The sequence below is a fragment of the Streptomyces cyaneofuscatus genome (assembly GCF_033109485.1).
In the GTDB taxonomy this organism is placed as follows: Bacteria; Actinomycetota; Actinomycetes; order Streptomycetales; family Streptomycetaceae; genus Streptomyces; species Streptomyces cyaneofuscatus.
The window spans coordinates 6,628,083-6,641,549 of the sequence record NZ_CP137002.1; the positions used below are offsets into that span (position 1 = coordinate 6,628,083).

Sequence of the window (13,467 nt, forward strand, 5' to 3'; positions counted from 1 at the left end):
GAACTCACGTCAGGTATCCGCCAGTTCACCCTCAGTGCGTAAAGATTCACGGAGTCGAGGCCACCGGCGCAGGCGATGTCCCCCATTGGACTGTGCCGGTGGCTCCATGTCTCTTGTGGGGGTTCCACCATCTTGAACAGCAACACCTTCCGTCTCGCTGCCCTGGCGGTCGCCGCCGCTCCCGTCGCTCTGTTTGCCGCCGTCCCCGCGCAGGCAGCTCCGGCGACGCCCGCCACCGGCGGCGAGGGCAAGGCGAGCGCGGTCGTGCTCCGTACGGCGCTCGACGTCTCCCTCCTCAACAAGTCCGTCCAGGTGCCCCTCAAGGTCACGCTCAACGAGGTGCAGGCCCCGGCCAGCGCCGAGAAGACCGCACTGTCGGTGAACCTGGACGGCGTGGAGGGCGGAAAGCCGGTCAGCGTCCTGCGCGCCGACGTGGCCACCGCGAACGCCACCGTGGACGAGCACAAGGCCGAGGGATACACCAACCTGGCCAAGGCCCGGGTCCATGTCCCCGGTCTGCCGCTGCTCTCGCTCATCGAGGTCGAGAAGGTGACCTCCAAGGCGCTCTGCGAGGTCGGCAAGCAGCCCGTCGCCGAATCGAACGTGCTCGGCCATGTCAAGGTGCTCGGCAAGAAGGTGACGCTCTCCGCGGGCGGACCGACCCGGGTCGTGGTGCCGGGCGTCGGCGAGGTCAGCCTCGACCTGTCGAAGACGGAGACCACCTCGCGTACGGCCGCCGCGACGGCGCTCCAGCTGAAGGTCTCGGTGAACCCGCTCAAGCTCAACGTGGCCGAGGTGGACGGCGAGGTCACCCTGGCCGAGGCGACCTGCGAGACCCCGGAGGGGCCCAAGACGCCCGAGGAGCCGGGGGAGAGCGACGGCGGTTCCACGAACGGCGGCTCCACGGGCGGTTCCACCGGCGGTTCCACGGGCGGCGACACCAGCGGCGGGACCGGCGGCACAGGGGGTTCCACGGGCGGCTCCTCCGGCGGTGACACCGGCGGCTCCACGGGCGGTTCCGACGGCGGCTCCACGGGCGGTTCCGACGGCGGCTCCACCGGCGGTGACCAGGGCGACGGCGGTACCGATGTGAAGCCGCAGACCGGCTCCGACAGCGGCAAGGCCCCCACCACGGCCAACCTCGCCGAGACCGGCGGCAGCTCCACCACCCCGTACATCGCGGGCGGTGCGGCCCTCCTGCTGGCGATCGGCGCGGGCGCCACGGTGGTCGCGCGCCGGCGCAGCGGCGGCAGCCAGGCCTGATCCGCGCCCGGGACCTGATCCGAGCCCGGGGCCGATCAGCGCCCGCACACGGGACCGTGGGGCGGTGGCGTCCGTACGAGGCGACGCCGCCGCCCCACGGGCTGTGCCGAGCCCCCCTCAGCGCCCCGTTCGCGCGGGCAGCGCCTGAACGGCCTGGTCCAGGGCCTGGAGGAAGCGGTTGGTCGTCGCCCGGTCGCGTACGGCCAGCCGCAGCCACTGCGGCCCGAGCCCCGGGAACGTATCGCCGCGCCGGGCCGCGAAGCCCAGCAGCCGCAGCCGCTCCCGGATCTCCGCCGCCCGCTCCAGCCGGACCAGGACGAACGGCCCCCGGGCCTCCTCGACCGCCCGCACCTCGCTGAACTCCGCGAGCCCGGCCAGCAGATGGGCCCGGTCCACGGTGATCCGGTCCGCCGCCTCGGCCGCCTCCACCAGCGCCCGCGGCTCCATGCACGCCTGCGCCGCCGCCAGCGCCGGGGACGACACCGGCCAGAGCGGCTGCGCCTCGGCGAGCAGCGCGATGGTCTCCGGGTGGGCCAGGACGTAACCGATCCGCAGCCCGGCCAGCCCCCAGGTCTTGGTGAGGCTGCGCAGCACGACAAGACCGGGGATGTCCGTCCGCCCGCACAACGCCTCGCGCTCGCCCGGCACGACGTCCATGAACGCCTCGTCGACCACCAGCGTCCGCCCGGGTCTGGCCAGCCGCTCCAGCAGGGCCGCCGGGTGCAGCACGGACGTCGGGTTGGTCGGGTTGCCGACCACCACCAGGTCCGCCTCCTCCGGCACCGCCGCCGGATCGAGCCGGAAGCCGTCCTCCGCCCGCAGCAGCACCCGCCCCACCCCGTGCCCGGCCGCCCGCAGCGCCGCCTCCGGCTCGGTGAACTGCGGATGCACGACCACCGGGTACCGGGCCGGCAGCGCCCGGGCGATCAGCACGAACGCCTCGGCCGCGCCCGCCGTCAACAGGACACGTTCCACCGGCAGTCCGTGCCGCTCGGCGACCGCCTCCCGGGCCGGGGTGCCGTCGGGGTAGGCGGCCAGCGAGACCAGCGACGCGGCTATCCGCTGGCGCAGCCACTCCGGCGGTGTGTGGGTACGGACGTTCACGGCGAGATCCGTCAGATTCTCGCCGCGCACCTCCGCGTCGCCGTGGTGGCGCAGGTCGGGCCCGGCGCTCTCGATGTCTCGCGTGGGGGGATGCGTGGGGGGATTCATGGCTGTCATGGTGAACGGCCGGGGGCCTTCCGTCACGAGGGGGGTGGAAGTTTTCTCGCCGGAAACAGGGAATGACGGGAGGACGGCCGGAAACCGGCGTGCCACGGCGCAGGTTGCGAGCCCTTTGCCGCCGGCCTTCTCCACCACCAGCTCGTCCGCCTCGATCAGCGCCGCCGCCTCCGCGACCGACGGCGTGCCCACCGCCCCGGCCGCCGCACCCGACGGGTTGGGTACGCGCACGGTCGCCAGCGCCGCCGCCGGATACGTCCGCACCGGCACCCCGAGCCGGGCCGCCGCCCCCACGATCCCCGGCTCGTCCGCCTTCGCGTCGACGGTCGCCACCTCCACCACATCGGCGGTCCGCAGCCCCGCCCCGTGCAGGGTCTCCTCGATCAGGCCGTACACCTCGCCGAGCGGCGCTCCCCGGCGGGCACCGACCCCGACGACCAGGTTCCGCGCGCCGGGCTCGGGTGTGGGGGTCGTCATGGCGGAGCCTGCCTTTCACATCAAGCGGTGGGGGGTGGAGCTGTTCCGTATACGGTCACGGACCCGGCGGCCGTACGGGTCACGGACCCGGGCGTACGGGTGGGTGCGGGCGGCCCGGGTAAGGACACCCTGAGATGCGGTCGGCGGGGTCGATCGACTAGCAAGACCCCATGGCGGTGTTCGTCGCGCTCGGCGCGTTCCTGATGACTCTGGCCGGCGGCTGGGTCGCGCAACGCGTCACGGACCGCCGCCACCTGGTGCTCGGCTTCGCGGGCGGACTGATGCTCGGCGTGGTCGGCCTGGACCTCCTGCCGGAGGCGATGGAGGCCGCGGGGACCCCGGTGTTCGGGGTGCCCGCCGCCCTGCTGCTCTTCGTCGGCGGCTTCCTGGTGGCCCATCTGGTCGAGGGGCTGCTCGCCGTACGCCAGGTGGCACACGGGGCGAGCGGTGAACGCGTGCCGCAGGTGGGGCTCACGGCGGCCGCCGCGATGGTCGGCCACAGCCTGATGGACGGCATCGCCCTCGGCGCCGCCTTCCAGGTCAGCGGAGCCATGGGCGTGGCCGTCGCGCTGGCGGTGATCAGTCATGACTTCGCCGACGGATTCAACACGTACACCCTCACCAGTCTTTACGGGAACGCCCGCCGCAAGGCGCTCCTGATGCTGTTCGCGGCCGCCCTGGCACCGGTCGTGGGCGCCGCGACGACGCTGCTGTTCACCCTTCCGGAGGAACTGCTCGGCGGCTATCTCGGATTCTTCGGCGGAGCCCTGCTCTACCTGGCCGCTGCGGAGATTCTTCCCGAGGCACACCACACCCATCCCGCCCGCTCCACCCTTCTCTGCACCATCGGGGGCGTGGGCTTCATCTGGCTGGTGGTCGGCATCGCGGAGTGAGCCGTACGCGCGCCTTCACGCGCCCTCGTACGCCTCACCGCGCCCGGCAGTGCTCCACGAAACGTCGGGCCACCTCGGGGGAGGCCGCCCAGTGGGTGTGCAGATAGCTGGCGTGCACGCCCCGCTGGACGTACCCCTCCACCCGCCGCTCCGGCTGGTGCATGCCCCACGCGGGAACCGGCCCCGCCCCCGGCTCCAGCACCGTCCGGTGGAACTCATGGCCGCGCATCCGGGTCCCGGCGGCCGCGAGCGGGCTGTCGGAGACCGCCACCGCCTGCCGGTACCCGAGCGTGAGCCGCTCCGACATCCGGGCCGTGGCGTCCAGCACCCCGCACATCGGCTTCCCGTCCAGCTCCCGCGCCAGATACAGCAGCCCCGCGCACTCGGCCGCCACCGGGGCACCGCTCAGGGCCAGTTCGGTGACCGCCCGGCGCAACGGCTCGTTGGCCGACAGCTCGGGGGCGTACATCTCCGGGAACCCGCCGCCGATCACGAGCCCCGCCGTGCCGACCGGCAGCTTCTCGTCCCGCAGCGGGTCGAAGACGACGACCTCCGCACCGGCCGCCGCCAGCAGCTCGGCGTGTTCCGCGTACGCGAAGGTGAACGCCGCCCCGCCGGCCACGGCGACGACGGGCCTGGGACTTTCCGAGCTTTCCGCAGGGGCGTACGCGGGCTCCCACGCCTCGTCCGCCAGCGCGGGCGCACTCCGGGCCAGCGCCATCAGCGCGTCCAGGTCGCACCCGGCGCGCACCCGCTCACCCATGGCCCGTACGGCGTCCACCGCATCGCCCTGCCGCTCGGCCACCGGCACCAGACCCAGGTGGCGCGAGGGCGTGGCCACCTGAGGCGCCCGCCGGATCACGCCCAGCACCGGAAGCCCCGACTCGTCCAACGCATCGCGCAACAGCGCCTCGTGCCGGTCGGAGGCCACCTTGTTCAGGATCACCCCGCCGATCCGCACCTCGGGGTCCCAGGAGGCGAACCCGTGGACCAGGGCCGCCACCGACCGGGACTGGGAGGAGGCGTCCACCACCAGCACCACGGGCGCCTTGAGCAGCTTCGCCACCTGCGCGGTCGACGCCAGCTCCCCCTGCCCCGAGGCACCGTCGTACAGCCCCATCACGCCCTCGACCACGGCGAGGTCGCACCCCGCCGACCCGTGCGCGAAGAGCGGGGCGACCAGCTCCGGCCCGCACATGTACGCGTCGAGATTGCGGCCGGGGCGGCCCGTCGCCAGCGAGTGGTACCCCGGATCGATGTAGTCCGGGCCCACCTTGTGCGGCGATACGGCAAGCCCGCGCGCGGTGAAGGCGGCCATCAGGCCGGTGGCGACGGTGGTCTTGCCGCTGTTGGAAGCAGGTGCGGCGATGACCAGACGGGGCGTACTCACCACTCGATGCCCCTCTGGCCCTTCTGCCCCGCGTCCATCGGGTGCTTGACCTTCGACATGTCGGTCACCAGGTCGGCGGCCTCGATCAGCGCGTCCGGCGCGTTGCGGCCGGTGATCACCACGTGCTGGGTGCCGGGCCGGTTCCGCATCACCTCGACGACCTCGTCGGTGTCGATCCAGCCCCAGTGCATCGGGTAGGCGAACTCGTCCAGCACGTACAGCTTGTACGTCTCGGCGGCGAGATCACGCTTGACCTGCTCCCACCCCTCGCGGGCCTTCTCCTCGTTGTCGAGCTGGCCGTCGCGCTGGACCCAGGACCAGCCCTCGCCCATCTTGTGCCAGTCGACGGTGCCGCCCTCGCCGCTCGCGCCCAGCACCTTCAGCGCGTTCTCCTCGCCGACCTTCCACTTCGCCGACTTCACGAACTGGAACACCCCGATCGGCCACCCCTGGTTCCAGGCCCGCAGCGCGAGCCCGAAGGCGGCGGTCGACTTGCCCTTGCCTATGCCCGTGTGGACGAACAGGAGCGGGCGGTTGCGCCGCTGACGGGTGGTGAGCCCGTCGTCCGGCACCGATGTCGGCTGTCCCTGCGGCATTAAGCGGCCCTCCCGGCTGCGGTGACGTCCTTGACGAGCCCGGCGATCGAGTCGGCCCGCAGCTCGTCGAGCGTGACGGCGGTGCCTCCCAGCTCCCGGGCGAGTTCCCCGGCGAGACCGAGGCGTACGTACCCCGACTCGCAGTCCACGACGACCGATGCCGTCCCCTCGGCCTGGTGCAGCCGCGCCGCCCGCCCCGCGAGCGCCACCGGCTCAGGACCGCCGGTCGCCCGGCCGTCCGTGACGACGACGAGCAGCGGCCGGCGCGAAGGATCGCGCAGCCGCTCCACCCGCAGCACGTCATGGGCCTTGAGCAGCCCGGCGGCGAGCGGGGTGCGGCCCCCGGTCGGCAGCGACTCCAGCCGGGCGGCGGCCGCGTCCACGGACGAGGTCGGCGGCAGCGCCACCTCGGCCTCCTTGCCCCGGAAGGTGACCAGACCGACCTTGTCCCGCCGCTGGTAGGCGTCCAGCAGCAGCGACAGCACGGCCCCCTTGACCGCGCTCATCCGCTTCCGGGCCGCCATCGACCCGGAGGCGTCCACGACGAACAGCACGAGGTTGCCCTCACGCCCCTCCCGGGTCGCCTGCCGCAGATCGTCCCGCCGCACCACGAGCCCGCGCCCGGACCGCCCGCGCGCCCGCTGGTGGGGGGCGGCGGCCTGGACGGTGGCGGAGAGGTGCAGCTTGGTGAGAGCGCCCTGTGGCCGGACCGCTCCTGTGGTCCGACCATGCGCCGTACGGGCCCGGGAGCGCCGCCCCGCAGCGCCTTCCCCCAGCCCCGGAACGCTGAGCATCTTCGTACGGAACGGCTCGGCGGCGGCCACCGGCTGCTGCTCGGCCCCGGCGGAGCGCCCGGGCGCGTCGGGGGCGGAGTCGGGGGCCTGGGACGGCGTGTCGTCGTCTTCCGCAGGGGGTGGCGTACGGTCGCCATCGGCCTGCGGCGGCACGCCACCGCCCCCACCACCGTCGCCGCCGCCATCGGGCCCGGGGTCGGGATCGTCGTCGCCGTCGTTGTTCTCCTGGTTCTCCTGCGGGCCTGCCTCGTCCAAGGTCTGGTCCAGCTTGTCCTCGTCCAGACCCGGCGCGTCGAAGGGGTTCCGGCGCCGCCGGTGGGGGAGCGCCAGCAGGGCGGCCTGCCGTACGTCGTCGGCGGTGACCTCCTCGCGCCCGGCCCAGGCGGCGAGCGCGGTCGCGGTACGGGCCATCACGATGTCGGCCCTCATCCCGTCGACCTCGAACGCGGCGCAGGTCGCGGCGATCTGCCGCAGCACGCCGTCCCCGAGCACGACACGCGGCAGCAGGGCACGCGCGGCGCCGATGCGCTCCCGGAGCGCCGTCTCCTCCTCGGCCCAGCGCGCGGCGAACCCCTCGGGATCGTCGTCGTACGCGAGCCGGCGCCGTACGACCTCCACCCGCTCGTCGGTGTCCCGGGAGGCGGCCACCTCGACGGTCAGCCCGAACCGGTCCAGCAACTGCGGCCGCAGCTCGCCCTCTTCCGGGTTCATCGTCCCGACCAGTAGGAACCGCGCCGCATGCCGTACGGAGACGCCTTCGCGCTCGACGTACGAGGCACCCATGGCGGCCGCGTCCAGCAGCAGGTCCACCAGGTGGTCGTGGAGGAGGTTGACCTCGTCGACGTACAGGATCCCGCGGTGCGCGTCGGCCAGCAGCCCCGGCTCGAACGCCTTCACGCCCTCCGAGAGCGCCCGCTCGATGTCCAGCGCCCCCACGAGCCGGTCCTCGGACGCCCCGACGGGCAGCTCCACGGTCCGCGCCGCCCGCGACACACCGGCCGCCTCCGCGTGCGGCCCGTCAGGACACGCCGGATCGGGGGAGAGGGGATCACAGGAGAACCGGCACCCCGGTACGACGGAGACCTCGGGCATGAGCGCGGCCAGTGCCCGCACGGCGGTGGACTTGGCGGTCCCCTTCTCGCCCCGCACGAGCACACCACCGACGGCCGGACTGACCGCATTCAGCAACAGCCCGAGCCGCAGGTCGTCCTGCCCGACGATCGCGGTGAAGGGATACGGCGTACTCACAAGGCCTCCTTGTTGACATGCTCTTCAGCTTCGACGTGACCGGTCGCTACAAGCCCCTCCGGCGATTGAGGAGCGGGGCCCGGGGCAGCGCCCCGGCTCTCCGCCGCACCCGCACCCGCCCCCAACGGCGGCGCCCCCGGCGGCACGAACGGCAACCCGGGCGGCGCGCCCCCCTCGATCAACCGCCACAACGCATCCGTATCCGCATGCTCCTCCACCAGATCCCCCAGCCGATCCAGCTGCTCCTCCCGCAACACCCCGAAGCTCGTGTCCGGCGCGGGAACGAACTGCCGCCCGGCGGCCCGGGCCACCTCCTCCAGGAACCGCCGCCGGAACCCATCGCTCTCCAGCGACCCGTGCCAGTGCGTCCCCCACACCGCCCCGACCCGGCACCCGTCCAGGAACGGCTCACCGCCCCGCACATCGGCGACCCCGTGATGGATCTCGTACCCCTCCACCGGCTCACCCAGCGCCGAACCCACCGGCCGCGCCAGCGTCTTGGCCCGCTCGAAGCGCACCCGTACCGGCAGCAGCCCCAGCCCGTCCACGACCCCGGCCCGCGACTCCACCTCGTCCTCGATCCGCTCACCCAGCACCTGGAACCCCCCGCAGATCCCCAGCACCGGCCGCCCCTCCGCCGCCCGCCGCACCAGCGCGTCCGCGAGCCCCCGCTCCCGCAGCCAGGCCAGCGCCTTCACCGTGCCGCGCGTCCCGGGCACGACGACCAGGTCCGCGTCGGCCAGCTCATCGGGCCGGTCCACGAACCGCACCACCACACCCGGTTCGGCGGCCAGCGCGTCCACATCCGTGAAGTTGGACATCAACGGCACCGCGCAGACCGCGACCCGCAACACGTCCTCGCCATGGGGCGGCGCCACGACCGACTCCCGCACCGCACCCCGCAGGGACACCCGCAGGCCGTCCTCCTCGTCGATGCCGAGCCCATGGGTGAACGGCAGCACCCCGTAAGTCCGCCGCCCGGTCAGCCCGTACAGCATGTCCAGCCCCGGCTCCAGCAGCGAGACGTCACCCCGGAACTTGTTCACCAGGTAGCCCGCGACCAGCGACTGGTCCTCCGCGCTCAGCAGCGCCGTGGTCCCGAAGAAGGACGCGAAGACCCCGCCCCGGTCGATGTCCCCGACCACCAGCACCGGGAACTTCGCGGCCCGCGCGATCCCCATGTTCACGATGTCGGTGCGCCGCAGATTGATCTCGGCGGGGCTTCCGGCCCCCTCGCAGATCACCGCGTCGTACGTCGACCGCAGCTCCTCCAGACACCCCGTCACCGTCCCGAGCAGCGCCTCCTGACGCCCCCCGTGGTACCCCCGGGCGCTCATCTCGCCCACCGGCTTTCCCATCAGCACGACCTGGCTGGACCGGTCGCTGCCCGGCTTCAGCAGTACCGGGTTCATCAGCGCCGTCGGCTCCACCCGGGCGGCCTGCGCCTGCATGGCCTGGGCGCGCCCGATCTCCGCGCCCTCACGGGTCACGAAGGAGTTGAGGGACATGTTCTGCGCCTTGAAGGGCGCGACCTTCACGCCCCGGCGCACCAGCCAGCGGCAGATGCCCGCCGTGACGACGCTCTTGCCCGCGTCCGATGTGGTCCCCGCGACCAGCAGCCCACCGCTCATGCCCGACCCCGCCTCTGTCCTGTCGACGACCGTCCGGCGACCACACGCCTCGCGACCACGCGCCCCACGACCGTCCGGCCCACCACGCACACCCCGAGGGCCAGCACACTCACCCGGCGCGACAACCGCACCGCGCGCTCGATGTCGGAGCTCCGGACCTCCCGGCCCGACCCGCCGTTCAGCACCGGCCGGTGCTCGACGCGCCCCGCGTACGCCAGCGTCCCGCCGAGCCGTACGCCGAGCGCCCCCGCGAACGCGGCCTCCACCGGCCCCGCGTTCGGGCTGGGGTGACGCCCCGCGTCCGCCTTCCAGGCGCGTACGGCCTCCGAGGGCCGCCCGCCGCCCGCCACGGCCAGCGCGGCCGTCAGCCGTGCCCCGGGCCACCCCGCGAGGTCGTCCAGGCGGGCCGAGGCCCAGCCGTAACGGCGGTAACGGGGTGACTTGTGGCCGACCATCGCATCGAGCGTGTTCACGGCCCGGAAGCCGACGAGCCCCGGCACCCCGCCGATCGCGCCCCACACCAGCGCGCCCACGACGGCGTCCGAGGTGTTCTCCGCGACCGACTCCACGACGGCACGGGCGATCTGCGGCCCGTCCAGGGAGTGCGGATCACGCCCGCACAGATGCGGCAGCCGCTCCCGGGCCACCTCCAGGTCACCGGCGGCCAGCGCGCCCCCGATGGCGCGGGCCTCCCGGCCCAGCGAGGTGCCGCCGACGACCGACCAGGTGGTGGCGGCCGTCAGCGCGACGGCGAGCGCGGGGCGTCCTCGTACGGCACGGGCGGCCAGCGCGGCGGCCCCCACGGCCCCTCCGGCGCACAGCAGGGTGTGCAGCGCGCCCCGGCCCCGGTCGTCCCGCCACAGCAGCGACTCCACCCGCGCGGCAGCCCGGCCGAAACCGGCGACGGGATGGCCCCGGCGCGGGTCGCCGAGAGCCGCGTCGGCGATCAGCCCGGCGACGGCGCCGTACGCGAAGACACGATCGGCACGCACGGGTTCAGCCCGCCGCGGGCAGAGGCGTTCCGGCACGGAGAGGTACCGCGAGCGATACCGGAGGAGATACCGGGAGAGGCACAGGGTGCGGCGCACGGCGGCCGGGCATGGCTTATGTCCTCACTCAGGGTCCGCGCCCTGGTTCGACGTGACCGGCGACAAGAGTCTCCTGGCTCCCCGGATCCGCAGTTCCCCCGGCCTTCCAGCCCTCGGTCAGGAGGGCCGTGACATCCGGTGTGGGGGAGTGCTCCCCGGTGACAGTGGCGGGACCGCGCCGGATTCGCACCGGCTTCCTCTTCTGTCGCCGTAAATGGCTCCGGCAGTCCACCACGCTGCGAGAACGGCCGTCAACTTGCTGTTGACCTGCGGAGCTCCAGTGTGCGCAGACGCACAGCGGGCCGGACACACGGTGGTGTGTCCGGCCCGAAGGAACGTGTCCGCGCGGTCAGGCGACGATCAGATAGATCCCGTACGCGACCGCCGCCACGCACGCCGCGAAGGCGGCGTACGCGCCGGTGCGCGCCAGTGCGGCCGAACCGCCGGTGGCGCCGGTGGCACTGCCGGCCGGGGCCGACAGCTTGGAGAGGGCGACGATGCCCAGGGTGAAGACGCCGACCAGCGCGACGGTGACCACGAGACTGACACCGAAGACGGAGGCGAGTGCTGCCCAGTCGATTTTCATACGGATCTGTCCTTACACCGTGGCCGCGGGGCGGGGCGTGTCGTCGGGCGCCCCGGCCGGGGCCGGGATGGTGGTCGAGAGTTCGGAGACCGCACCGGCGGTGGGCGGCGGCGCGACCGCGGCCATGGCGGTGGTGACGACGCCCTGCGGCTCGTCCGCCGTCGCGTCCTCGGTGTCGTTGACGTTGGTGTGGTCGACCGGCTCGCGGCGCGAGGCCAGCCAGATGGCGAAGGAGCCGCCGACCAGGATGACCGCCGTGACGGCGATGCCCCAGGGGCCCTGCTTGGTGAGGAACTCGGCGCCCGCGCCGACCAGACCCGCGGCCGGGAGCGTCAGGCCCCAGGCGACGAACATCCGGGTGGCGGTGGACCAGCGGACCACGCCGCCCTTGCGGCCGAGGCCCGCGCCCATCACGGCACCCGAGCAGGACTGGGTGGTGGAGAGCGAGAAGCCGAGGTGAGAGGAGGCCAGGATGACGGTCGCCGCGCTGGTCTGGGCGGCGAAGCCCTGCGGCGGCTGGAGGTCGGTGAGGCCCTTGCCCATGGTGCGGATGATGCGCCAGCCGCCGAGGTAGGTGCCGAGCGCGATGGCGATACCGGCGGAGACGATGACCCACATGGGCGGGTTGGAGCCCGGGGCCAGGACACCGCTGGTGACCAGGGCCAGGGTGATGATGCCCATCGTCTTCTGGGCGTCGTTGGTGCCGTGGGCGAGCGAGACGAGACCGGCGGAGGCGATCTGTCCGGCCCGGTAGCCCTTGGCGGTCGACTTCTGCTGGTTCGGGTCGGTGACGTTCCGGTTGATCCGGTACGTCAGCCGGGTGGCCAGCATCGCGGCGATACCGGCGACCAGCGGGGCGGCGATCGCGGGGAGCAGCACCTTGGTGACGACGGTGCCGCCGTTGATCGAGGACCAGCCGGCCGACATCACGGCGGCGCCGATCAGGCCGCCGAACAGGGCGTGGGACGAACTGGAGGGCAGGCCGACCAGCCAGGTCAGCAGATTCCACAGGATGGCGCCGACGAGCGCCGCGAAGATGACCTCTGTTCTGATGCCGTCTTCGTTGACGATCCCGCCGGAGATCGTCTTGGCGACCTCCACCGACAGGAACGCGCCGATCAGGTTGAGAACGGCGGACATGGCCACCGCTGTCTTGGGCTTCATCGCGCCGGTCGAGATGGTGGTCGCCATCGCGTTGGCGGTGTCGTGGAAACCGTTCGTGAAATCGAACACGAGAGCTGTTACGACCACAATCGCAAGCAGCAGCGTGATGTGTTCCATTTACCCAGGCAATCGTTCGACGTCAGTGGCTCGTGGACCGTAGGCAACCTGGGTGAACGGAAGATGAACTGGACGGGGCGCTGTGGTGACCCGAATCGGAGTGCGGTGATTCCGTTTGTGTGCGGGAGGGGCTGCGGAGGGGCGGTGGGGCACCGGCTGGTCTGCCCTTTGCCCCTTGTTGGCGAAGTTTTTGACGGTCACATTCGGCCCCGGAAGAGATCCCGGTCACGTGGGGGATGACGTTCCGGTTTCGCGCCGCCGCGCCTACGCTCGCCCCATGAGCGCACAGCAGCCGGAATCGGTGGCCCTGGCCTGGCAGGACGTGGTCGCGACCGCCCGTCGGAGCGCCGCCGACGGCCTGGTCGTCGGTACCTCCGGCAATGTGTCGGCCCGCGTCGGAGACCTGGTCCTGGTGACCCCCAGCGGGGTGCCCTACGACCGGCTCGGACCCGGGGACGCCGTCGGCGTCGGCCTGGACGGCCGCCAGGTCCTCGGGGAGCTGAAGCCGACCAGCGAACTCCCCATCCACCTCGCGGTCTACGCGGAGACCGACGCCGCCGCCGTGGTCCACACCCACGCCGTGCACGCCACCGCCGTCTCCACCCTCGTCACCGAGGTGCCGCTCGTCCACTACGCGGCCGCCATCCTCGGCGGGCCCGTCCGCACCGCCGCCTACGCCCGCTACGGCACCCCGGAGCTGGCCGACGCCATGCTCACCGCCCTCCGGGGCCGCACCGGCTGCCTGCTGGCCAACCACGGCACCGTCACCTACGGCTCCACCCTCGACCAGGCCTACGAGCGCACCGCCCAGCTGGAGTGGCTCTGCCGCCTCTGGCTCACCGCGAGCGCGCTGCCCGGCCGCACCCCGTCCCTGCTCAGCGAGGCCCAGCTGGCCGAGGTGACCGAGGCGCTGAAGGGATACGGCCAGCCCGGCTGACCCACGGCACAGCACAGCACCGCCCGCCCGTGCCCCCGCCCCGCCGCACCGGACGGCCCCCG

General features: G+C 73.2%; 11 protein-coding genes and 1 riboswitch. Of the genes, 3 read left to right on the forward strand and 8 right to left on the reverse strand.

Annotated features, from left to right (window positions below; translation table 11 throughout):
• Positions 1 to 132: 132 nt before the first annotated feature.
• Positions 133 to 1,263 (forward strand): SCO1860 family LAETG-anchored protein, encoded by a 1,131-nt coding sequence (locus tag R2B67_RS29210; RefSeq protein ID WP_317822220.1) that lies wholly within the window; start codon positions 133 to 135, stop codon positions 1,261 to 1,263.
• A gap of 117 nt (positions 1,264 to 1,380) precedes the next feature.
• On the opposite strand, the gene cobC is transcribed toward R2B67_RS29210, so the two are convergent.
• Positions 1,381 to 2,961 (reverse strand): Rv2231c family histidinol phosphate aminotransferase CobC, encoded by a 1,581-nt coding sequence (gene cobC, locus R2B67_RS29215; protein ID WP_317822222.1) that lies wholly within the window; start codon positions 2,959 to 2,961, stop codon positions 1,381 to 1,383.
• A gap of 170 nt (positions 2,962 to 3,131) precedes the next feature.
• On the opposite strand from cobC, the gene R2B67_RS29220 reads away from it, so the two are divergent.
• Entirely contained in the window at positions 3,132 to 3,854 is a 723-nt protein-coding gene (locus R2B67_RS29220) for a ZIP family metal transporter (RefSeq protein ID WP_018512214.1), read from the forward strand.
• Positions 3,855 to 3,888: 34 nt separating this feature from the next.
• Here R2B67_RS29220 and R2B67_RS29225 read toward each other — a convergent pair whose 3' ends face one another.
• From R2B67_RS29225 to R2B67_RS29255, 7 genes are all read right to left on the reverse strand, one after another.
• Positions 3,889 to 5,247 (reverse strand): cobyrinic acid a,c-diamide synthase CobB, encoded by a 1,359-nt coding sequence (locus tag R2B67_RS29225; protein ID WP_317822223.1) that lies wholly within the window; start codon positions 5,245 to 5,247, stop codon positions 3,889 to 3,891.
• On the reverse strand, positions 5,241 to 5,840 hold the full coding sequence (cobO, locus tag R2B67_RS29230; RefSeq protein WP_018512216.1) for a cob(I)yrinic acid a,c-diamide adenosyltransferase: 600 nt from the start codon (positions 5,838 to 5,840) through the stop codon (positions 5,241 to 5,243). Before cobO ends, R2B67_RS29225 begins: the two co-directional genes overlap by 7 nt.
• The gene (locus tag R2B67_RS29235) at positions 5,840 to 7,882 is read right to left on the reverse strand and encodes a putative cobaltochelatase (protein WP_317822225.1); all 2,043 of its coding nucleotides are present in this window, start codon (positions 7,880 to 7,882) and stop codon (positions 5,840 to 5,842) included. The genes cobO and R2B67_RS29235 overlap by 1 nt, the downstream gene beginning before the upstream one ends.
• Positions 7,879 to 9,513, reverse strand: coding sequence for a cobyric acid synthase (locus R2B67_RS29240; RefSeq protein ID WP_317822226.1), 1,635 nt, complete (start codon positions 9,511 to 9,513; stop codon positions 7,879 to 7,881). The genes R2B67_RS29235 and R2B67_RS29240 overlap by 4 nt, the downstream gene beginning before the upstream one ends.
• Complete coding sequence (locus R2B67_RS29245) at positions 9,510 to 10,505, reverse strand: cobalamin biosynthesis protein (protein WP_317822228.1); 996 nt, start codon at positions 10,503 to 10,505, stop codon at positions 9,510 to 9,512. Before R2B67_RS29245 ends, R2B67_RS29240 begins: the two co-directional genes overlap by 4 nt.
• Positions 10,506 to 10,650: 145 nt before the next feature.
• Positions 10,651 to 10,833, reverse strand: a riboswitch (cobalamin riboswitch).
• Positions 10,834 to 10,950: 117 nt separating this feature from the next.
• Positions 10,951 to 11,187: a hypothetical protein gene (locus R2B67_RS29250; RefSeq protein ID WP_018512220.1), complete on the reverse strand. Its 237-nt coding sequence runs from the start codon at positions 11,185 to 11,187 to the stop codon at positions 10,951 to 10,953.
• Positions 11,188 to 11,199: 12 nt separating this feature from the next.
• A complete protein-coding gene (locus R2B67_RS29255) occupies positions 11,200 to 12,468 on the reverse strand; it encodes an inorganic phosphate transporter (protein ID WP_317822230.1) in 1,269 nt (422 codons plus the stop codon).
• 277 nt (positions 12,469 to 12,745) lie between these two features.
• Between R2B67_RS29255 and R2B67_RS29260 the strand changes: the two genes are divergently transcribed.
• On the forward strand, positions 12,746 to 13,405 hold the full coding sequence (locus tag R2B67_RS29260) for a class II aldolase/adducin family protein (RefSeq protein ID WP_317822232.1): 660 nt from the start codon (positions 12,746 to 12,748) through the stop codon (positions 13,403 to 13,405).
• Positions 13,406 to 13,467: the final 62 nt, after the last annotated feature.